General features: G+C 56.0%; 21 protein-coding genes. 19 read left to right on the plus strand and 2 right to left on the minus strand.

Annotated features, from left to right (window positions below; all coding sequences use genetic code 11):
• Positions 1-134: 134 nt before the first annotated feature.
• Together rpoB and rpoC are read left to right on the plus strand one after the other, a co-directional pair.
• A complete protein-coding gene (rpoB, locus tag ACOSDR_RS06350) occupies positions 135-4313 on the plus strand; it encodes a DNA-directed RNA polymerase subunit beta (protein ID WP_420725137.1) in 4179 nt (1392 codons plus the stop codon).
• An 83-nt stretch (positions 4314-4396) separates the two neighbouring features.
• Complete coding sequence (rpoC, locus tag ACOSDR_RS06355; RefSeq protein ID WP_420730705.1) at positions 4397-8752, plus strand: DNA-directed RNA polymerase subunit beta'; 4356 nt, start codon at positions 4397-4399, stop codon at positions 8750-8752.
• Between the two features lie 63 nt (positions 8753-8815).
• Here the strand turns inward: rpoC and ACOSDR_RS06360 are convergent, their stop codons facing one another.
• Entirely contained in the window at positions 8816-9955 is a 1140-nt protein-coding gene (locus ACOSDR_RS06360) for a substrate-binding domain-containing protein (protein WP_420730706.1), read from the minus strand.
• 80 nt (positions 9956-10035) lie between these two features.
• On the minus strand, positions 10036-11181 hold the full coding sequence (locus ACOSDR_RS06365) for a substrate-binding domain-containing protein (protein WP_420730707.1): 1146 nt from the start codon (positions 11179-11181) through the stop codon (positions 10036-10038).
• Between the two features lie 654 nt (positions 11182-11835).
• Here ACOSDR_RS06365 and rpsL point away from each other — a divergent pair.
• The 17 genes from rpsL to rplX all read left to right on the plus strand — a co-directional run bounded on the left by rpsL (position 11836) and on the right by rplX (position 22223).
• The gene (gene rpsL, locus ACOSDR_RS06370; RefSeq protein WP_420725133.1) at positions 11836-12207 is read left to right on the plus strand and encodes a 30S ribosomal protein S12; all 372 of its coding nucleotides are present in this window, start codon (positions 11836-11838) and stop codon (positions 12205-12207) included.
• 17 nt (positions 12208-12224) lie between these two features.
• Positions 12225-12695 (plus strand): 30S ribosomal protein S7, encoded by a 471-nt coding sequence (gene rpsG / locus ACOSDR_RS06375; RefSeq protein ID WP_420725132.1) that lies wholly within the window; start codon positions 12225-12227, stop codon positions 12693-12695.
• 12 nt (positions 12696-12707) lie between these two features.
• Positions 12708-14786, plus strand: a complete 2079-nt coding sequence (gene fusA, locus ACOSDR_RS06380) for an elongation factor G (protein ID WP_420725131.1) — start codon at positions 12708-12710, stop codon at positions 14784-14786.
• 70 nt (positions 14787-14856) lie between these two features.
• Complete coding sequence (tuf, locus tag ACOSDR_RS06385; RefSeq protein ID WP_420725130.1) at positions 14857-16047, plus strand: elongation factor Tu; 1191 nt, start codon at positions 14857-14859, stop codon at positions 16045-16047.
• A 101-nt stretch (positions 16048-16148) separates the two neighbouring features.
• The gene (gene rpsJ, locus ACOSDR_RS06390; RefSeq protein WP_169626973.1) at positions 16149-16457 is read left to right on the plus strand and encodes a 30S ribosomal protein S10; all 309 of its coding nucleotides are present in this window, start codon (positions 16149-16151) and stop codon (positions 16455-16457) included.
• Positions 16458-16473: 16 nt separating this feature from the next.
• Positions 16474-17268 carry a 50S ribosomal protein L3 gene (gene rplC, locus ACOSDR_RS06395; RefSeq protein ID WP_420725129.1) on the plus strand — a complete coding sequence of 265 codons (795 nt, stop codon included), beginning with the start codon at positions 16474-16476 and terminating at the stop codon, positions 17266-17268.
• Between the two features lie 13 nt (positions 17269-17281).
• Positions 17282-17902 (plus strand): 50S ribosomal protein L4, encoded by a 621-nt coding sequence (gene rplD / locus ACOSDR_RS06400; RefSeq protein WP_420725128.1) that lies wholly within the window; start codon positions 17282-17284, stop codon positions 17900-17902.
• A gap of 32 nt (positions 17903-17934) precedes the next feature.
• Positions 17935-18222, plus strand: coding sequence for a 50S ribosomal protein L23 (locus ACOSDR_RS06405; protein WP_420725255.1), 288 nt, complete (start codon positions 17935-17937; stop codon positions 18220-18222).
• A 38-nt stretch (positions 18223-18260) separates the two neighbouring features.
• The gene (rplB, locus tag ACOSDR_RS06410) at positions 18261-19091 is read left to right on the plus strand and encodes a 50S ribosomal protein L2 (RefSeq protein WP_420725127.1); all 831 of its coding nucleotides are present in this window, start codon (positions 18261-18263) and stop codon (positions 19089-19091) included.
• Positions 19092-19102: 11 nt separating this feature from the next.
• The gene (gene rpsS / locus ACOSDR_RS06415; protein WP_420725126.1) at positions 19103-19381 is read left to right on the plus strand and encodes a 30S ribosomal protein S19; all 279 of its coding nucleotides are present in this window, start codon (positions 19103-19105) and stop codon (positions 19379-19381) included.
• Between the two features lie 2 nt (positions 19382-19383).
• Complete coding sequence (gene rplV / locus ACOSDR_RS06420; protein WP_420725125.1) at positions 19384-19764, plus strand: 50S ribosomal protein L22; 381 nt, start codon at positions 19384-19386, stop codon at positions 19762-19764.
• Positions 19764-20477, plus strand: a complete 714-nt coding sequence (rpsC, locus tag ACOSDR_RS06425) for a 30S ribosomal protein S3 (protein ID WP_420725124.1) — start codon at positions 19764-19766, stop codon at positions 20475-20477. The genes rplV and rpsC overlap by 1 nt, the downstream gene beginning before the upstream one ends.
• Positions 20478-20597: 120 nt before the next feature.
• Positions 20598-21011, plus strand: a complete 414-nt coding sequence (gene rplP / locus ACOSDR_RS06430) for a 50S ribosomal protein L16 (protein ID WP_420725123.1) — start codon at positions 20598-20600, stop codon at positions 21009-21011.
• Between the two features lie 12 nt (positions 21012-21023).
• Positions 21024-21236, plus strand: a complete 213-nt coding sequence (gene rpmC / locus ACOSDR_RS06435; RefSeq protein ID WP_420725122.1) for a 50S ribosomal protein L29 — start codon at positions 21024-21026, stop codon at positions 21234-21236.
• Positions 21237-21267: 31 nt separating this feature from the next.
• Positions 21268-21507, plus strand: a complete 240-nt coding sequence (gene rpsQ, locus ACOSDR_RS06440; protein ID WP_420725121.1) for a 30S ribosomal protein S17 — start codon at positions 21268-21270, stop codon at positions 21505-21507.
• 28 nt (positions 21508-21535) lie between these two features.
• The gene (rplN, locus tag ACOSDR_RS06445; protein WP_420725120.1) at positions 21536-21904 is read left to right on the plus strand and encodes a 50S ribosomal protein L14; all 369 of its coding nucleotides are present in this window, start codon (positions 21536-21538) and stop codon (positions 21902-21904) included.
• A gap of 1 nt (position 21905) precedes the next feature.
• A complete protein-coding gene (gene rplX / locus ACOSDR_RS06450) occupies positions 21906-22223 on the plus strand; it encodes a 50S ribosomal protein L24 (protein ID WP_420725119.1) in 318 nt (105 codons plus the stop codon).
• Positions 22224-22240: the final 17 nt, after the last annotated feature.

Here is a 22240-nt window from a genome sequence, read left to right on the forward strand (position 1 = left end):
TCCTGCCGCTCAGACGCGCGTCGTTTGGATGGAATTGGGTCGGGTCGGAATTTTACCGCATTGATCTCCCGCGCCCGTGCAAGGCGGTGCGGTGTGGCGGATCGGGTGCAAACAGATGAAGGATGAGGAACGAGATGGCGATGTCGTTCACCGGTCGGAAGCGTATCCGTAGAAGTTTTGGGCGTCTTGGCGAAGTTGCGCAAATGCCCAACCTGATCGAAGTTCAAAAGACCTCCTATGATGCCTTTTTGCAAAGCGGCGTGCCGCTGGAAGACCGACAGGTTGTCGGGCTGCAGGAAGTGTTCAATGGCGTCTTCCCGATCAAGGATTTTTCTGATCGCAGCCGTTTGGAATTTGTGCGCTATGAATTAGAGCGCCCGAAATACGACGTTGAGGAATGCCGCCAACGGGGCCTGACCTATACCGCGCAGTTGAAGGTATCGCTGCGCCTGGTGGTTTGGGACGTGGATGAAGAAACCGGTGCCCGCTCTTTGCGTGATATCAAAGAGCAGGAAGTCTATATGGGCGATATTCCGCTCATGACAGAGCACGGTACCTTCATCGTCAATGGCACCGAGCGTGTGATTGTGTCTCAGATGCACCGCTCGCCGGGTGTGTTCTTTGACCATGACAAGGGCAAGACCCATTCGTCGGGTAAGTATCTCTTTGCCGCCCGCGTTATCCCGTATCGCGGTTCCTGGCTGGATTTCGAATTCGACGCCAAGGACCTTGCCTATGTCCGTATCGATCGCCGCCGCAAACTGCCGGCCACGACGCTGCTATTGGCGCTGGACAATGAAGAAACCGCTGCCAAGCGTGAAGCACTGGCCAAGGAAGGCGAAACGCTGGATCCGGGTCTGGCCCAGGGCATGTCCAAAGAGGACATCCTGAAGGCCTTTTATGACACCGTCACGTATTCCTTGACCAAGAAAGGCTGGAAAACGCCTTTTGATGCGGAACGTCTGCGCGGTCAAAAACTGCGCCATGATCTGGTCGATGCCAAATCCGGCGAAGTGATCATCGAAGCGGAAGGCAAAATTACCCCGCGTCTGATCAAGAAGCTGTCGGAACAGGGCGTGAAGGAAGTCCTGGCGCGTCAGGAAGATCTGATCGGTCGCTATGTCGCTGAAGACCTGATTGATGAATCCAACGGTCTGGTCATCGTCGAAGCCGGGGATGAGTTGACCGAAGAGAACCTGCAGCAATTGGTGGATATCGGTATCTCCGAATTGCCAACCCTGCATATCGATCTGGTTACTGTCGGCCCGTGGATTCGCAATACCCTGGCGGCTGACAAGAATATCAGCCGTGAAGACGCGCTGGTCGATATCTATCGCGTGATGCGCCCTGGCGAGCCGCCAACGCTGGAAACGGCAGAAGCGCTGTTCCGCAGCCTGTTCTTTGATTCAGAACGCTATGACCTGTCGGCTGTGGGCCGGGTAAAGATGAATTCCCGTCTGGGCTTTGACCTGGAAGACGTGCCGGATCACCAGCGCACCCTGCGCCGGGAAGACATTCTGCATATCATGAAGGTTCTGGTGGAACTGAAAGACGGTCGCGGTGAAATTGATGACATCGATCACCTGGGTAACCGGCGCGTGCGCTCGGTCGGGGAATTGATGGAAAATCAATACCGCATCGGTCTGTTGCGCATGGAACGCGCCATTCGGGAGCGGATGAGCTCTGTCGATATCGACAGCGTTATGCCCCATGATCTGATCAACGCGAAGCCTGCTGCGGCGGCTGTGCGTGAATTCTTCGGCTCTTCGCAGCTGTCGCAGTTCATGGATCAAACCAACCCGCTGTCGGAAGTCACCCACAAGCGTCGTCTTTCGGCGCTTGGCCCGGGTGGTTTGACCCGCGAGCGTGCCGGGTTCGAAGTGCGCGACGTGCACCCGACCCATTATGGTCGTATCTGTCCGATTGAAACGCCGGAAGGCCCGAATATCGGGTTGATCAACTCCCTGGCGACCTATGCCCGTGTCAACAAATACGGCTTTATCGAAACGCCGTATCGTCGTGTCGTCGAAGGCAAGGTCACCGACGAGGTGATCTATATGTCCGCGATGGAAGAAACCCGCTACACCGTGGCGCAGGCAAACTCCACCGTTGATGACAATGGCATGCTGATCGAGGATCTGGTGCAGTGTCGCGCCCGTGGGGACTATATGGTCGCCCGGCCGCAGGATGTGGATCTGATGGACGTTTCGCCACGCCAGTTGGTGTCGGTAGCTGCGGCGCTGATCCCATTCCTGGAAAACGATGATGCGAACCGTGCCTTGATGGGCTCGAACATGCAGCGTCAGGCCGTGCCGCTTCTGCAATCCGTCGCCCCGCTGGTCGGGACCGGGATGGAAGCGCGCGTGGCGAAAGACTCCGGTGTTGCCATCGTTGCCAAGCATGATGGGATCATTGACCAGGTCGATGCGACCCGTATCGTTGTGCGCCGGACCGATCCGGATGCAGCGCGGGAAAGCTCGGTCGATATCTATAACCTGCTGAAATTCCAGCGCTCCAACCAGTCGACCTGCATCACGCAGCGCCCGCTGGTCCGCGTTGGGGACCATATTTCCGCTGGCGATATCATCGGCGATGGCCCGTCCACTGATCTGGGTGAACTGGCCCTGGGCCGGAACGTGCTGGTCGCGTTCATGCCCTGGAACGGGTACAACTTCGAAGATTCGATCCTGATTTCGGAACGGATCGTGCGCGATGACGTCTTCACCTCGATCCATATTGAGGAATACGAAGTCATGGCCCGCGATACCAAGCTGGGTCAGGAAGAAATCACCCGCGATATTCCCAATGTCGGTGAAGAGGCTCTGAAGAACCTCGACGAAGCCGGTATCGTCTATATCGGGGCCGAAGTCGAAGCCAGCGACATCCTGGTCGGAAAGGTAACGCCCAAGGGCGAATCCCCGATGACCCCGGAAGAAAAGCTGCTGCGCGCGATCTTTGGTGAAAAAGCCTCTGACGTTCGTGACACATCCCTGCGCATGCCTCCTGGCACCAAGGGGACGGTTGTTGAAGTCCGCGTCTTCTCCCGCCGTGGGGTGGACAAGGACGAACGTGCGCTGGCAATTGAACGCGCTGAAATTGAAAAACTGGCTCTGGACCGCGATGATGAACGCGGCATTCTGGAGCGGTCTTTCCGCAGCCGTTTCCTGGAAATGATTGCAGGCAAGAAAGTCACGGCCGGGCCGAAGGGCTTCAAGACCGGGTCTGTTGCTGAACAGGCCGCCCTGGATGAGCTGACCAATGGTCAGTTGCGCCAGATCGCGGTGGATGATGCTGCGACCAATGACGACCTGGACATTCTGCGCAAGCAGTTTGACGAAAGCGTTGCCCGCGTTCAGGCCCGTTTCGACGATAAGGTCGAAAAGGTCCAGGCCGGGGATGAATTGCCCCCAGGCGTTATGAAGATGATCAAGGTCTTCGTTGCGGTGAAGCGTAAGCTGCAGCCCGGCGATAAGATGGCCGGTCGTCACGGCAACAAGGGTGTTATCTCCAAGATCATGCCGATCGAAGACATGCCTTATCTGGAAGATGGGACCCATGTCGACATCGTGCTGAACCCCCTTGGGGTGCCCAGTCGTATGAATGTGGGGCAGATTCTGGAAACCCATTTGGGTTGGGCCTGCGCCAGCTTGGGCAATGAAGTCGCCCGCGCCCTGGAATCCTATAAGGAAGGCGGCAAGATTACCGCGCTTCGGGAAACCTTGGATGGTGTCTACGAAACCGATGAGATCCAGTCTGAAATGAAGAGTCTGGATGATACTGGGCTTCTTGAGCTGGCCAACAACCTGACCCGCGGTATTCCGATCGCCACGCCGGTTTTCGATGGCGCACGGGAAGACGACATCAACCATATGTTGACCAAGGCGGGCTTGCAGAAGTCCGGTCAGGTCTGGTTGACCGATGGTCGGACCGGGGAAGTCTTTGAACGTCCGGTGACAGTTGGCATCATCTATATGCTGAAACTGCACCACTTGGTCGATGACAAGATCCACGCCCGTTCGATTGGTCCTTATTCGCTTGTTACGCAGCAGCCGCTGGGTGGTAAGGCGCAGTTCGGTGGTCAGCGCTTCGGGGAAATGGAAGTCTGGGCGCTGGAAGCTTATGGCGCATCCTATACCCTGCAGGAAATGTTGACGGTGAAGTCGGATGACGTGTCTGGGCGTACCAAGACCTATGAAGCGATTGTGCGTGGTGACGATAATTTCGAAGCCGGCATTCCAGAAAGCTTCAATGTGTTGGTGAAGGAACTTCGGTCCCTGGGCCTGAATGTGGAGTTGATCCAGGAGGAAATGTGACGCGGTGGAGAACCCCACTGCCGTCGCCTTTCCCTCCAAGCTTGACAGCGCCGCTAAGCTAAACGGGCGCAAAGGAGAGCACTATGAATGAGTTGATGCAGCTTTTTGGACAACCCCAAGGTCTCCAAAGCTTTGATAGTATCCGGATTTCCCTGGCCTCCCCGGAGCGTATCCGCTCCTGGTCCTTCGGCGAAATCAAAAAGCCGGAAACGATCAACTACCGTACCTTCAAGCCGGAACGGGATGGCCTGTTCTGTGCGCGGATCTTTGGCCCGATCAAGGATTACGAATGCTTGTGCGGTAAATACAAGCGCATGAAGTATAAAGGCATTGTTTGCGAAAAATGCGGCGTTGAAGTCACGCTCTCTAAAGTCCGGCGCGAGCGCATGGGCCATATTGAGCTGGCGTCACCTGTTGCGCATATCTGGTTCCTGAAATCCCTGCCCAGCCGCATCGGTCTGTTGATGGACATGACCCTGAAGGATCTGGAACGGGTTCTGTATTTCGAAAACTACGTCGTGACGGAACCGGGTCTGACCGATCTGAAGATTCAGTCGCTGATGTCGGAAGAAGAATATCTGGACGCTCAGGACAAGTATGGTGAAGATGCGTTTACGGCGGAAATCGGTGCGGAAGCACTGAAATCCATGCTGTCGCAGATCGATCCTGAAGAAGCGATTGAGAAAACCCGCGAAGACATCGCTGAAACCGGTTCTGAAGCTAAGCGCAAGAAGCTGGTGAAGCGTCTGAAACTGCTGGAAGCCTTCCTGGCTTCTGGGGCGCGCCCTGAATGGATGATCCTGGACGTTGTCCCGGTTATCCCGCCGGAACTGCGCCCGCTGGTGCCTCTGGATGGTGGCCGTTTCGCAACGTCGGATCTGAACGATCTGTATCGCCGCGTCATTAACCGGAACAACCGTTTGCGTCGTCTGATGGAACTGCGTGCGCCCGATATCATCGTGCGTAATGAAAAGCGTATGCTGCAGGAATCTGTCGATGCGCTGTTCGATAACGGCCGTCGCGGTCGTGTCATCACCGGTGCGAACAAGCGTCCGCTGAAATCCTTGAGCGACATGCTCAAAGGGAAGCAGGGTCGTTTCCGTCAGAACCTGTTGGGCAAGCGCGTCGATTACTCCGGTCGTTCTGTCATCGTGGTGGGTCCGGAATTGATGCTGCATCAATGCGGGTTGCCGAAGAAGATGGCCCTGGAATTGTTCAAGCCGTTCATCTATTCCAAGCTTGAAACCTATGGCATGGCGTCGACCATTAAGGCGGCCAAGCGCTTGGTTGAAAAGGAACGCCCGGAAGTCTGGGATATCCTGGAAGAGGTTATCCGCGAGCATCCGGTCCTCCTGAACCGTGCGCCGACCCTGCACCGTCTGGGCATTCAGGCGTTCGAACCCAAGCTGATCGAAGGGAAGGCCATTCAGCTGCACCCGCTGGTCTGCGCGGCGTTTAACGCGGACTTTGACGGGGACCAGATGGCCGTTCACGTGCCGCTTTCGCTGGAAGCCCAGTTGGAAGCCCGCGTGTTGATGATGTCGACCAACAACATCCTGTCGCCTGCGAATGGTAAGCCGATTATTGTGCCGTCTCAGGATATCATTCTGGGTCTGTACTATATCACCCATGAGCGGACGGATGCCCCGAGCCCGGTAATTCATATCGATGGTATCGAGGCCCTGACAGCGGCGATGGAGCGGGAAGACATCGTTCTGCGTGAAGCCGATGATGCCAGCAATATCATCCTGGAAACCGATGCGAAAAAAGCGTTCAAGATGATCACCGACGGAAAGGCGAAAGCCCACCGTGTGCCATCTTATGCGACTTTGGCCGAAATCGAACATGCGATGGAAACCAAGGCAATCAGCCTGCACACCCGCATCAAATCGATCTATGAGACCGTGGATGAAGAGGGCAATGAAATTCGCCAGCGTGTGGTTACGACGCCGGGTCGGATGCTGTTGGCTCAAATTCTACCGCGCGATCCGCATCTGCCTTTCAGCCTGATCAACCGTTTGTTGACCAAGAAGGACATCTCCAACCTGATCGACATCGTCTATCGTCACACCGGTCAGAAAGAGACTGTGATCTTCTGTGACCGCTTGATGGGTCTGGGCTTTGCCTGGGCATGTCGTTCCGGCATTTCCTTTGGTAAGGATGACCTGTTGGTGCCAGAAGCGAAGATCAAACTGATCGACGAAGCTCAGGCGCAGGTTAAGGAATACGAACAGCAATATCTGGACGGCCTGATCACCCAGCTTGAGAAATACAACAAGGTGGTCGATCTGTGGTCCGGTACGACCGATAAAGTCGCCGACGAGATGATGAAAATCATGCAGGGCGGCGACAAGAAGAGCCTGAACTCGGTCTATATGATGGCGCATTCCGGGGCTCGTGGGTCACCAGCGCAGATCAAACAGCTTGCCGGTATGCGCGGGTTGATGGCCAAGCCGTCGGGTGAAATCATCGAAACCCCGATCATCTCCAACTTTAAAGAGGGGCTGACGGTTCTGGAATACTTTAACTCCACCCACGGGGCACGTAAGGGCCTTGCGGATACGGCGTTGAAGACCGCGAACTCTGGCTATCTGACCCGTCGCCTGGTTGACGTTGCGCAGGATGCCATCGTTGTCGAACGCGATTGCGGCACCTCGCAGGGTCTGACCATGCGGGCCGTGATTGAAGGCGGCGATCTGATCGAAGGCCTGGCCGAACGTATTCTGGGTCGCTGCACCGCAGAAGATGTTGTGGATCCGCTTAGCGGCGACATCATCATCAAGAAGGGTGAACTGATCACAGAGCCGGAAGCCGATGCCATCGAAACCGCTGGTATTGACTCGGTCAAGATCCGCTCGGTTCTGACCTGCGAAACCAAAGTTGGCGTCTGTGGCACTTGCTACGGTCGTGATCTGGCCCGCGGAACGGTTGTGAATATCGGTGAAGCCATTGGCGTCATCGCGGCACAGTCGATTGGCGAGCCTGGCACCCAGCTGACCATGCGTACCTTCCACATCGGTGGGGCCGCACAGCGTGGGGCAGAGCAGAACTCAGTCGAAAGCTCGATTGACGGTAAGCTGACCATTCAGAACAAGAACGTCGTTATCGACTCCGAAGGCCGCATGGTCATCATGGGTCGGAACTGCGAACTGGTGCTGTTGGACGAGCTGGGCCGGGAGCGGGCGAAGCACCGTGTGCCGTATGGCGCGCGTCTGCGGATTGACGATGGTGCCGATGTTGTGCGGGGCCAGACCCTGGCAGAATGGGATCCCTATACCATTCCAATCATCACCGAAACCGCCGGTATCGCACATTATGTCGACTTGGTCGAAGGCGTGTCGGTACGGGACGTGGTCGATGAAGCGACGGGGATTTCCTCGAAAGTGGTTATCGACTGGAAGCAGCAGGCCAGTGGCAATGAATTGCGCCCACGCATTACCCTGCGGGACGAAAAAGATGGCGTCGTGACCCTGCCAAATGGCATGGAAGCCCGCTATTTCATGTCCAGTGATGCTATTCTGTCGATCCACAACAAGACCGAAGTTAAGGCCGGGGACGTGCTGGCCCGTATTCCACGGGAAAGCTCGAAGACGCGCGACATCACCGGTGGTCTGCCTCGGGTTGCCGAGCTGTTCGAAGCCCGCAAGCCGAAAGACTTCGCGATCATCGCGGATCAGGACGGGTATATCGAGTTCGGGAAAGATTATAAGGCCAAGCGCCGGATCGTCATCCGCCCCGCGGAAGAAGATCGGGAGCCAACCGAATTCCTGATCCCGAAAGGCAAGCACATCACCGTTCAGGAAGGCGATTTCATCCAAAAGGGTGAAATGCTGATGGACGGGAACCCGGTGCCGCACGACATTCTGGAAGTCATGGGTGTTGAGGCCTTGGCCGATTATCTGTGCAAGGAAATCCAGGACGTCTATCGTCTGCAGGGCGTGAAGATCAACGATAAGCATATCGAAGTGATCGTCCGCCAGATGCTGCAGAAGGTCGAAGTTCAGCATCCGGGTGACAGCTATAACCTGGTTGGTGAAATTCTGGATCGCTATGAAGTGCAGACCATGAATGAAAACCTGGAGAAGAAGGGCAAGGCACCCATCGTCGCCAAGCCGGTTCTGCAGGGGATCACCAAGGCAAGCTTGCAGACCAACTCCTTCATCTCCGCGGCCTCCTTCCAGGAGACCACCCGCGTGCTAACCGAAGCCGCCGTAAACGGCAAGGTCGATACGCTGGAAGGGCTGAAAGAGAACGTCATCGTGGGTCGCTTGATCCCAGCCGGTACCGGCTCGGTCATGAAGCGCCTGCGGGGTGTTGCCAACAGTCGTGATAAGGCCATTCAGGCTGAACGTGCCGCCGCTCAGGCAGCACTGGAAGCAGAACAGGCGGCGGCTGCGGCAAACACGGATGAGGATGAAACCTCAAACGCTGCCGAATAAGCAACTCGCCTGACATTTAATAAGGGGCCTCGGAGACATCCGGGGCCCTTTTCCTTTGGTGGTTTATTGGCCCAGGACGGCGCGCAGGAAGCTGTTTACGGTAAAATCGTATTGGGTCAGCGCGGGATTTGTGGCGCGGCTGAACCGTCGGAAATCAATCCGGTCCCAGGCATCCGAAATCATGATCCGGCCAATCGATTTCAAATTATCGCGATACAAAATACCGAGATCCATCGTGTAATTTAGCCCGACTTCCGCAAAGTCCTTACCCCGGAAATGATCATGGGCCAGGATCAGGGCGGCGGCTCCCTGCACGAAGCTGCCCCCGGCCAAGTAGTGCACGCGGTTCTGGACAATCGCGGTTAGCATGGGTTGTGTCCAGTTAAAGGCCCCGACAAAGGTGTCCTGCCCCAGCTTTCGGTGCGTATTGCGCAGAACATTCACCATTCCCTCCGCAATATTGTCATCGGCACTCCACCAGATCGGCGCATTCAGTGCATAGCGGAAGGCTTTGAATGCTTCCCTGTCAGCGACCTTTGAATCCCAGGCGGAGGGAAACGCATGCATAAGGCGGGCATTGCGATGGTCCTTTAATCCCCGCTTCAGCCCGAATAATCGCACCTGCGATCCAATATCGTCTTCGGGCCCGGTCATCGCGACGATATCAATTAGCCCTTTGAACCCGCGACGCATAACCTCGCCAATCAGGACCTTGGTCATCTGGTCCGAGGCACCCAATGAATTCGGGACGACTTGACCAAGCCAACGGGGATAGGTTTGCCTCGGGCCGCCCAATGGCGCCAGTTCTTTCTCCTGAAAGGGGGCGTCTATCGTGATTGTATTAATCCCCGCCACGCCGGTGACCTTAAACACGTCCTCCCCGATTTCGTCCACATTGCGGAAGATTATATAATGGGGCTTCTCCGGGCGCTCTGACGCCAGGCGGGCATATTTCAGGGTATAGTCGCCGCTGTGAAACGCATGTTGTACTTCCAGCTCAACCCCAAGATCCTGGGCGGCCGCCTGCATCATACGAGTGACCAATGTCCAATACTGATCCTCAGGCGGAGCGGGATTGATAAACAGAACACGCGGAACAGCCTCATTAGCGGCCATTCCGGAAGGGCTGAAAGCTGTAGCCTGACCCACGCATATTACACCAAACAGCAGCGCCCTGATGGCGCGCAGTGCTCTCCCTTGCATGACGCGCTTCCCCTTTCGTCCGCATGCCTAGCCCAGCATGAATGCCACGGCAAGCATCAGACGTCACGGGCATTTCGCGTTCAGCGAACTTCCGAGAGATAGGTTAGCGCGTCAAACGAATAGTCCTGCCAATTCGGATTTAAGACGCGACTGAATTTCCGAAAATCGATGCTGCTATAATCATTCTTGATCATTCTTTGATAGACCGCTTTGACGTTGGTCTTGGTAACCAGGCCGTAGCGTGCGACCTGGCTTAGACCCTTGTCCCGAAAATCAGTCCCGCGTGAATGATCAAACAGCATCACCAGAGCGGCGCCGGCATGAATAAAATGACCCCCCAGCACATATTCAATCTGATTGTTGGCGACCGCTTGCAACGCCCAGGGCGACCAGTTGAAACATCCGATCAATGTGTCCTGACCGGGGATGCGCCGGGTACGTTCGAAGGTATCCAGTATCCCAAGTGCCATCAGATCATTGGCAACCCAGTACATCGGTGTTGTCGGGTTTTTCTCAAAAGCGCGCGCTGCAATGGCGCGGGCCTTGATCCGGGACCAATCGGCGATGGAGCGAGAGATGATCTCTCCCCGGTAATACTCCTTAGACGCAAGAATAGCCCCTTCCTGCCGATCCTGGGCGGCGGAATCGCCGGCACTGCCATTGACCAATGCCATCGTGTAACGACCTGATGCGCTGGTCAGGCCCCGTTCAAATGCGGCCCGGAACAAAAGTTTGGCCAGCATGTTGCCGCCACCGACATTATCGACTTTGATTTCTCCCAGCCAGCTTTTGAACTTCTCCCGGGGTCCCTTTACTGTCTGGCGCACATTCTCGGAAAGGCCTGTCCCCACAACAAAGCCGTATAGATTATTGCGTTCAATCTCATTCATAATATAGGGGGCAGCCCCCTCATAATTATGAAAAATAATATAGTTGGGTTTGTCCTTGGGGCGATTGGCAACGTCTTTGCCAATCTCCAGCAACTTGCGCCCGTCGTTAAAGGCATAGTGAACTTCAAGAATGAAGCCCAGATCGTCAGCTGCCGCCTGCGCGAAGGATGCGGCGCTGAGCCAGAAGGGTTCCTTATTGCTGCCAGGTATAAGATAGGCAACCCGAAGTGCGGTTTGCGCCTGCGCCAGCGGCGGTGACACCGTGACACTGAAAACCACAAAACTGTGCGCCAGAAGAACTACCGTCAAAAAACGCACCAAGACTTTTATCACCATATGCACGCCCCCCAAGGAATAACTTACAAATCATGAATATGTCTTGTGCGAAAGAAAAGCGTTTTTGGTGAAATGCATTGGAAAATACGTTGCAGAGCCAGGGTGTCGTGTTTGGATGCCGCATAATCCTGGTACAGCACCCCTGTTGACCCCATTGCGGGGTCACTTCGCACAGTATGATTCGCATTTTTGAAATTAGATTTCACAAATCCGTAAAATACAGCAATATTAACCTGCGTGAAGATTCCATGAAAAACGGACAGAATCCCGCTTGACGTGGCGGGGGTCCGTGCATAGTATCCGCGCGCCTTCAAGAGAGCTGGCGGTAGGCCCGATCTGGTCCGTTTCGAAAGAGACATATCAGACGCTTCGACTGAGTGAAAAATCCCCAGGGATTGCTTTTCACAAAACCGGAAGCGGTATGAGCCTAAACGCAGTTCTGGCAAATCGAATTTAGAGTATCGATCTCCTCCGCTTGGATGGGGTCGTTGGGATTTGAAAGTTTCAGGCGTGACGGGGTGGGAAGGATAACCTTCTGCCGACGTCACGGTTCGTATCTTGCCAAGCGGATTTTGCTTGGGTGATGCGATTTGGATAGACAGCGGGCTGCCGTGAGGGCCGCCTAAGAGATAGAAACGGCGACGGGAAGATCATATGCCGACGATCAACCAGCTGATCCGCAAATCGCGGAAAGACAAACCGGTCCGGGAAAAAGTTCCCGCTCTGGAAGCGTGCCCGCAGAAACGCGGCGTATGTACGCGCGTTTACACAACCACGCCGAAGAAGCCGAACTCGGCCCTTCGTAAGGTTGCGCGTGTCCGCTTAACAAATGGGTACGAAGTGACCAGCTATATTCCGGGTGAAGGCCACAACCTTCAGGAACACTCGGTTGTGCTGATCCGCGGCGGACGGGTAAAGGATTTGCCCGGCGTGCGGTACCACACCATTCGCGGCACGCTCGATACACAGGGCGTGAAAGACCGTAAACAGCGTCGTTCGAAATACGGCGTGAAACGTCCGAAGTGATCGGGAGTCTTTAAGAAATGTCACGTCGTCATAGTGCAGAAAAACGTGAGATCATCCCGGATGCAAAATTCGGTGACCTCGTGCTGTCGAAATTCATCAATTCTGTGATGCTGGATGGTAAAAAATCCACGGCTGAACGGATTGTCTATGGTGCACTTGACCGCATGGCGGGCAAGGGCGGTGTGGATCCGATCAAGGTTTTCCACGAAGCCGTGGAAAATGTGAAGCCGCATCTGGAAGTGCGCTCCCGCCGTGTTGGTGGTGCGACCTATCAGGTGCCGGTCGAAGTTCGCCCGACCCGTGCCCAGGCTCTGTCGTTCCGTTGGTTGATCGATATGGCCCGCAAGCGGTCTGAAAACACCATGATTGAGCGTCTGTCCGGTGAGTTGATGGATGCTTCAAACAATCGCGGCGCCGCCATTAAAAAGCGTGAAGACACGCATAAAATGGCTGATGCGAACCGCGCTTTCTCCCATTATCGCTGGTAAGGAGCGACACTGATGTCACGCCAGACCCCGATCGATCGCTACCGCAATATTGGCATTATGGCCCATATTGATGCGGGTAAGACGACCACTACTGAACGCATCCTGTACTATACCGGTCGGTCTCATAAGATCGGTGAAGTTCATGATGGCAATGCGACCATGGACTGGATGGAGCAGGAGCAAGAGCGCGGCATCACGATCACGTCTGCTGCGACGACCTGCTTCTGGCGGGATCACCGCGTCAACATCATCGATACTCCCGGCCACGTGGATTTCACCATTGAGGTGGAGCGTAGCCTGCGGGTGCTCGATGGTGCCGTTGCTGTGTTTGATGCGGTTGCTGGTGTCGAGCCTCAGTCCGAAACGGTCTGGCGCCAGGCTGATAAATATAAAGTGCCGCGCATGTGCTTCATCAACAAGATGGACCGCATGGGTGCCGACTTCTATCGCTGTGTCGATATGATTGTCGACCGTCTGGGCGCAACGCCGTGCATCATCAATCTGCCGGTTGGTTCTGAATCCGAATATGACGGCCTGATCGACTTGGTGCGCATGAAGCACGTTGTCTGGAAGGGTGAAGATCTGGGCGCGGCATTTGAATATGTCGACATCCCTGCCGATATGAAAGACAAGGCCGAAGAATATCGCCACAAGCTGGTGGAGCTCGTCGTTGAATTTGATGATGCAGCCATGGAAGCCTATCTGGAAGGCACAGAGCCCGATATCGATACGCTGAATAAATGCATCCGTCGTGGCACTCTGGCCGGCGCATTCGTGCCCGTGCTGAACGGAACCGCGTTCAAGAACAAGGGTGTTCAGACGCTGCTCGATGCGGTTGTCGATTTCCTGCCATCCCCGAAAGACGTTGATAACGTCCAGGGTGTGTCGGTGAAGGATCTGGAAACCAAGCTGGAACGCAAGACGTCTGATGAAGCGCCTTTCTCTGCGCTGGCCTTCAAGATCATGTCTGACCCATTCGTTGGATCCCTGACTTTCTGCCGCGTTTATTCTGGGTCTCTGGAAGCCGGTTCCTATGTTCAGAACTCGGTTAAAGAGAATAAAGAGCGCGTCGGCCGTATGCTGTTGATGCATGCAAACAGCCGGGAAGACATCAAGGAAGCCATGGCGGGCGATATCGTCGCTATTGCAGGTCTGAAGAACACCACGACCGGCGATACGCTGTGCGATCCGGCAAACCCGATCATTCTGGAACGGATGGAATTCCCGGATCCGGTTATCGAAATCGCGGTCGAGCCGAAGACCAAGTCTGACCAGGAAAAAATGTCCCAGGCGCTGCAGCGTTTGGCCTCTGAAGATCCGTCCTTCCGCGTGAAGACCGACGAAGAATCAGGCCAGACCATCATTGCCGGCATGGGCGAATTGCACCTGGATATTTTGGTTGACCGCATGAAGCGGGAATTCAAGGTGGACGCAAATATCGGTGCGCCGCAGGTTGCCTATCGTGAAACCATCACGAAGAAGGTTACCGTGGACTACACCCACAAGAAGCAAACCGGTGGGTCAGGTCAGTTCGCTAAGATCACGCTTGAATTTGAACCGCATGAGCCAGGCGAAGGCTTCACCTTCGAAAGCAAGATTGTCGGCGGGTCGGTTCCCAAGGAATACATTCCTGGCGTTCAGAAGGGTATTGTTTCCCAGATGGGCAGCGGGATCATGGCCGGTTTCCCGGTTATCGATTTCGGGGTTACCTTGGTAGACGGCGCGTATCACGATGTTGACTCCTCGGTTCTGGCGTTTGAAATCGCCGCGCGGGCTGCGTTCCGCGAGGCAATGGAAAAAGCTGGCGCACGTTTGCTGGAGCCGATCATGAAGGTCGAGGTGGTGACACCAGACGATTACATGGGCGACATCATTGGCGACTTGAACAGCCGTCGGGGTCAGGTCAGCAGCATGGATCAGCGCGGCATCGCCCGGGTTGTGAATGCAAGCGTACCGCTGGCAAACATGTTCGGGTATGTGAACACGCTGCGCTCTTTGAGCCAGGGTCGCGCCCAGTACACGATGCAGTTCGACCACTATGAGCCGGTGCCGCAAGCGGTTGCCGACGAGGTGAAAGCAAAATTGGCCTGATCCTCGTGGATTAACGCCTGATTGAATTTGAATCAGTCGGCACAGCGCCGACCGGGTATGGAGAAGAGACATGGGTAAGGAAAAGTTCCAGCGTACGAAGCCGCATTGCAACATCGGCACGATTGGTCACGTTGACCATGGTAAGACGACGTTGACGGCAGCGATCACGAAAGTGTTGGCGGAAACCGGCGGCGCGTCGTTCATGGATTACGCGAACATTGATAAGGCGCCAGAAGAGAAGGCGCGCGGTATCACGATCAACACGGCGCACGTTGAGTATATGACGGATGCGCGTCACTATGCGCATGTTGATTGCCCTGGCCACGCGGATTACGTGAAGAACATGATCACGGGCGCGGCACAGATGGATGGCGCGATCCTGGTTGTGAACGCCGCGGACGGCCCGATGCCACAGACCCGCGAACACATTCTGCTGGCGCGTCAGGTTGGCGTTCCTGCGATTGTTGTGTTCCTGAACAAGGTTGACCAGGTTGACGACGAAGAGTTGTTGGAACTGGTTGAGATGGAAGTGCGCGACCTGCTGTCGTCTTATGATTTCCCTGGCGACGATATTCCGATTATTGCCGGTTCTGCCCTGGCAGCATTGGAAGGCCGTGACGAAGCGATCGGCAAGGCGAAGATCCTGGAACTGATGGCGGCTGTTGACAGCTATATCCCTCAGCCGGAACGCCCGAAGGATCGTCCGTTCCTGATGCCGATCGAAGACGTGTTCTCGATCTCTGGTCGTGGGACTGTTGTGACGGGCCGCGTTGAGACGGGCATTGTGAAGGTTGGCGAAGAAATTGAAATCGTCGGCATCAAGGCGACGCAGAAGACGGTTGTGACGGGTGTTGAAATGTTCCGCAAGCTGCTGGACAGCGGCGAAGCGGGCGACAACATTGGCGCGCTGTTGCGCGGTGTTGGCCGGGATGATGTGGAACGCGGACAGGTTCTGGCGAAGCCGGGCTCGATCACGCCGCACACGGTCTTCAAGGGCGAAGCCTATATTCTGACGAAGGATGAAGGGGGCCGTCACACGCCGTTCTTCACGAACTATCGTCCTCAGTTCTATTTCCGCACGACGGATGTGACCGGTATGGTCGAACTTCCGGAAGGCACGGAAATGGTGATGCCGGGTGATAACGTGTCGATGCAGGTCGAACTGATCGCCCCGATCGCCATGGACGAAGGTCTGCGCTTTGCTATCCGCGAAGGCGGACGCACCGTCGGTGCAGGCGTCGTCGCGTCGATCATTAAGTAATAACAGTAGACACAGCGGCGGTCTCCACGGTGGAGACTGCCGCAAGCCTTCCCCAAAACGGCTCATATGAGTGCGGGCGGGGATGACAGAGGGTGAACGGCATGGAAAGCCAGAACATTCGTATCCGCCTTAAGGCGTTTGATCACCGGGTCCTCGATCAGTCGACCAAGGAGATCTGTAACACCGCTAAGCGGACGGGCGCAGAAGTACGGGGTCCTATCCCACTTCCGACGCGCATTGAGAAGTTCACGGTGTTGCGCTCGCCGCACATCGATAAAAAGAGCCGTGAGCAGTTTGAAGTTCGCACGCATAAGCGCGTGTTGGACATCGTGGACCCGACCCCACAGACCGTGGACGCGCTGATGAAGCTCGACCTGGCTGCTGGTGTCGACGTCGAAATCAAGCTCTGACGCGGGGGACGGAACGATGAGAACCGGCGTTATCGCTAAGAAATTGGGCATGACCCGCATCTGGACGGAAGATGGCACCCATGTGCCAGTGACCGTGCTGCAGATGGACGGGCTGCAAGTCACTGCCGTGCGCACCCAGGAAACCGATGGCTACACTGCGGTGCAGCTGGGTCTGGGCAAGCGTAAGGTGAAACACACCACCAAAGCCATGCGCGGTCATTTCGCGAAGGCCAGCGTGGAGCCGAAGCGCAAGCTGGCGGAATTCCGTGTAGATGCGGAAAACCTGCTGGCCCCAGGCGACGAGCTTCAGGCGGATCATTTCCTGGCCGGCCAATGGGTCGACGCCACGGGGATCACCATCGGTAAGGGCTTTGCCGGCGCGATGAAACGACACAACTTCGGCGGTCTGCGGGCCAGCCACGGTGTGTCTGTCTCGCACCGTTCCCATGGCTCCACCGGTCAGTGTCAGGATCCGGGTAAGGTGTTCAAGGGCAAGAAAATGGCCGGTCATATGGGTGCCAGCCAGATCACGAAGCAGAATCTGCAAGTCGTGCAAACGGATGTTACTCGTGGCTTGATCCTGGTGAAGGGTGCCATTCCTGGTTCCAAGAATGCCTGGATCCTGTTGAAGGATGCCGTGAAAAAAGCTTTGCCGGAAGGCGCTCCGTCGCCGGCGTCGCTCAAGCCGACCAATGCGCCGGTTGAAGATGAAACCCCCGTCGCGGCAGCCGCCGATGACGCACCGGTTTCTGATGCAACGCAAGCGCCTGCGGTCGAATCTGAAACCGACGGCGAGCCGTCCGGCGCGTAAGGGGTAAGGGACAATGAAAACCAAAATCCTCACGCTCGACAATAAGGCCGCTGGTGACATCGATCTAAGCGATGCCATCTTCGGGCTCGAGCCTCGCAAGGACATCCTTGCACGCATGGTCAACTATCAGTTGGCGAAGCGTCGGGCCGGGACCCACAAGGTCAAAAACCGGGCAGAAATCAACGGCAACAGCGCCAAAATCTACCGCCAGAAGGGCACCGGTCGTGCCCGTCAGGGTAACGGTAAAGCCCCGCATTTCCGCGGTGGTGGGCGCGCATTCGGACCGACTCCTCGGGATCATTCGATTGATCTGCCGAAAAAGGTCCGTCGTTTGGCCATGATGCATGCCCTGTCGTCGAAAGCGACGGCTGGCAAGCTGATCATCCTGGACGATGCGCTGTCATCGGAGCCAAAGACGAAGCTGTTGAAGGCTCAACTGGCCGCAATGGGTCTGGCGAATGCCTTGATCGTTGGCGGTGCGGAACTTGATCGCAATTTTGCGCTGGCTGCACAGAACATTCCGAATATCGATGTTCTGCCAACCCAGGGCGCCAACGTTTACGACATCCTGCGCCGCGACACGCTGGTCTTGACCAAAGCGGCCGTCGAAGGTCTGGAGGCACGGTTAAAATGAGCTGGAGATATTTCAACAAATCGACGCCTACGATGGAGCGGATGTACCGCATCATCTTGGCACCAGTGATCACCGAAAAGGCAACGCTGGCTGGCGAACATGGTCAGGTTGTTTTCAAAGTGGCCAATGACGCGACCAAACCGGAAATCAAATCGGCGATCGAAAAGATCTTCGATGTGAAGGTAAAGGCCGTGAACACGTTGCTGGTAAAAGGCAAGACCAAGCGCTTTAAAGGCCGCTTGGGCGTGCGCAGCGACTGGAAAAAGGCTGTGGTGAGTTTGGAAGAAGGGCATTCGATCGACGTCGGTGCCGGCATTTAAGCCGTATCGATAGACCGGATCGAAAGAGGAGTTAAGCAATGGCGCTTAAGAGCTATAAACCGATCACACCAGGCCAGCGCGGTCTGGTTCTGGTCGACCGCTCAGACCTTCATAAAGGGGACCCGATTAAGTCCCTGACCGAAGGCCTGCACAAGCATGGCGGACGCAACAATACTGGTCGCATTACCCAGCGCCGTCGTGGCGGTGGGGCAAAGCGCCGCTATCGCGTCGTGGATTTCAAGCGCCTGAAGCATGATGTTTCGGCGACTGTGGAACGGCTGGAATACGATCCGAACCGCACGGCGTTCATCGCCTTGATCAAATATGACGACGGTGAGCTGAGCTATATCCTGGCCCCGCAGCGCCTCAAAGCCGGTGACAAGATCATCGCCGGTAAGAAGGTCGATGTGAAGCCCGGCAATGCGATGGCCATGGCCAATATGCCGATTGGTACCATCATCCACAATGTGGAGATGAAGCCGGGCAAGGGCGGTCAGATCGCCCGTTCCGCTGGGACCTATGCCCAGTTGGTTGGTCGTGATCAGGGCTATGCTCAGTTGAAGCTGTCTTCTGGTGAATTGCGCGTCGTTCGTGCGGAATGCATGGCGACGGTCGGTGCGGTATCAAATCCGGATCAGCAGAACATCAACCTGGGTAAAGCAGGTCGTAATCGTCATCTGGGCAAGCGCCCGTCAGTTCGTGGCGTTGTCATGAACCCGGTCGATCACCCGCATGGTGGTGGTGAAGGCCGCACCTCTGGTGGTCGCCATCCGGTGACCCCGTGGGGCAAGCCGACCAAAGGCAAGCGCACCCGTTCCAACAAGTCGACGGATAAATTCATTATCCGCCGCCGTAACGCGAAGAAGTAAGGGTAGAGACCATGGCACGCTCGGTATGGAAAGGGCCCTTCGTGGAGTTGAGCCTTCTCAAAAAGGCAGAAAAGACTCGCGATTCAGGCCGCAAGGAGGTGATCAAAACTTGGTCCCGCCGCTCCACCATTCTGCCGCAATTCGTCGGATTGACGTTCGGCGTTCACAACGGTCAGAAATTCATTCCCGTTATGGTGAATGAGCAGATGATCGGCCACAAATTCGGTGAATTTGCGCCGACCCGGACCTATTACGGTCACGCGGCTGATAAAAAGGCGAAGAGGAAGTAACGATGGGTAAGTCGGCAAGAGAACGGTCGCTGACCGATACGGAAGCCCGCTCGGTCCTCCACTCGATCCGGGTCAGCCCGCAAAAGCTGAACCTGGTCGCGACGATGATCCGTGGCAAAGATGTCGGTTCGGCATTGCATGATCTGACCTTCACGCATCGTCGCATTGCGGACACGGTGAAGAAGGCTCTGGAATCGGCTGTGGCCAATGCGGAAAACAATCACCAGCTGGACGTTGACCGGCTGTATGTCAAAGAAGCATTCGTCGGCAAGGCCTTCGTGATGAAACGCATGCGCCCCCGGGCGCGCGGTCGCGTCGGCAAAATTCAAAAGCCGTTTTCAAATCTCACCATTGTGGTGCGTGAGCGTGAGGAGGCCGCATAATGGGTCAGAAAATCAATCCAGTCGGTCTGCGCGTTGGAATCAACCGCACATGGGACTCTCGTTGGTACGCCGATAAGAATTATGCAGAATTGTTGCATAAAGATGTTGCAATGCGTGCCTATCTGCAGGACAAGCTGCAGGCCGCCGGGATTTCCCGTGTGGTGATTGAGCGTCCGGCAGGCCGCGCCCGTGTAACCATTCATACTGCCCGTCCGGGTGTTGTGATCGGTCGCAAGGGTCAGGATATCGAAAAGTTGCGTCGTGATTTGTCGACCCGCTTTGGCGGTGACATCGCGCTGAACATTATCGAAATCCGCAAGCCGGAACTGGATGCCAAGCTGGTCGCTGAAAACATTGCGCAGCAGCTTGAGCGTCGCGTTGCTTTCCGTCGCGCCATGAAGCGTGCGGTACAAAATGCCATGCGCATGGGCGCAGAAGGCATCCGGATCAATTGTGGTGGCCGTTTGGGCGGCGCGGAAATCGCGCGCACGGAATGGTACCGCGAAGGTCGGGTGCCGCTGCACACGTTGCGCGCGGATATCGATTATGGCACGGCTGAAGCAGCCACGACCTACGGGATCTGTGGTGTAAAGGTCTGGATCTTCAAGGGCGAAATCATGGCCCATGATCCATATGCCCAAGACAAGCGTTTGGCGGAACAGGGCGGCACAGCGTCGTCCAGCACCGGCAATACGGGCGGTGGCAACCGCTAAGACTATCGGCAAGGGTTTGCCGGAATTGAGGGTCGCCTCTGTTGGGCGGCTGGACACTGAAAGCGAACATGATGGGCTGGGTCTGATGATCCGCCCCTCTAAGAAAATGGGTTCAAGACGATGTTGTCACCGAAGCGCACGAAGTACCGCAAGCAGCATAAAGGCCGCATCCATGGCAATGCCAAGGGTGGAACCGCGCTGAACTTCGGTTCGATCGGCCTGAAAGCCATGGAGCCGGGCCGTGTTACCGCACGTCAGATCGAAGCCGCCCGTCGTGCTCTGGTCCGCCACATTCGGCGTCAGGGTAAGGTGTGGATTCGTATTTTCCCGGATGTGCCGGTCACGCAAAAGCCTGCCGAAGTCCGGATGGGTAAAGGTAAAGGGTCCGTTGAATTTTGGGCCTGCCGCGTCAAGCCTGGTCGCGTGATGTTTGAAATGGACGGCGTGGCGCCTGAATTGGCCACAGTGGCATTTGAACTTGCGGCCGCCAAGATGCCGATTAAGTGCAAAATTGTCACCCGCATTGGTGGGTAAGGAAGCAAAGTCATGACCAAGATCACGGATCTGCGTCCCAAGACGGACGACGAATTGAAAGCGCAACTGACCGAGTTGCAAAAAGAACAATTCAACCTGCGTTTCCAGGCGGCCGGTGGCCAGTTGGAAAATACCGCGCGGGTTCAGGTGGTGCGCCGCGATATCGCGCGTATCAAGACATTGATGAATGATCGCCAGCGCGCCGCGCAGGCAACCACGGCTTAACGGTCGCGGATTTAGACGGAGGTTCGGATTCATGCCGAAACGCATTCTTACGGGGACAGTGGTCTCCAACGCGACTGACAAGACCATCGTGGTCAAGGTCGAACGCCGGGTTAAGCATCCGGTATTTGGAAAATTCGTGCGCTTGTCGAAGAAATTCATGGCGCATGACGAAAACAACACGGCGCAAGTGGGCGATCACGTCCGCATCCGCGAATGTCGGCCGATTTCCAAGCGTAAGTCTTGGGAATTGCTGGTCGGCGCGGACGCTTAACGTCGATACCTGATCGGGAGTAGGTGCAATGATTCAAATGCAAACCACACTCGATGTAGCGGACAATTCCGGTGCCCGGAAAGTCCAGTGCATCAAGGTGCTCGGCGGTTCAAAACGCCGCTTCGCATCGGTTGGCGATATTATCGTCGTATCGGTGAAGGAAGCCATTCCACGCGGCCGCGTGAAAAAGGGTGCGGTTCATCGCGCCGTTATCGTGCGGACCCGTAAGGAAATCGCCCGTCCGGATGGATCGACCATTAAGTTCGATACCAATGCGGCGGTTCTGATCAACAAAACGAAAGAGCCGATCGGCACGCGTATTTTTGGCCCGGTCGTGCGCGAACTGCGCGCCAAACAGTTCATGAAAATCGTTTCCCTGGCGCCGGAGGTGATCTGATATGGCTGCGAAGATCAAAAAAGGCGACACTGTTGTGGTCCTGTCGGGCCGCGATAAGGGCAAAGAAGGTGAAGTTCTGACGGTTCTGCCGAAAGAAAACCGGGCCACTGTGCAGGGTGTGAATATGGTCAAGCGCCATACCCGCCCCAGCCAGACGACCCAGGGCGGTATCGTTGAAAAGGAAGCCATGATCGACTTGTCTAACCTGGCGATCAAGGATCCGAAAACAGGGGAACCGACTCGCGTTGGTTTCAAAACTCTCGAGGACGGTCGCAAGGTACGTTTTGCCAAGCGATCCGGCGAAAATATCGACGCCTAAGGGCGACGGTTTTAGGA

The organism is Hwanghaeella sp. 1Z406 (genome assembly GCF_048892425.1).
Lineage (GTDB): Bacteria > Pseudomonadota > Alphaproteobacteria > UBA8366 > Aestuariispiraceae > Pacificispira.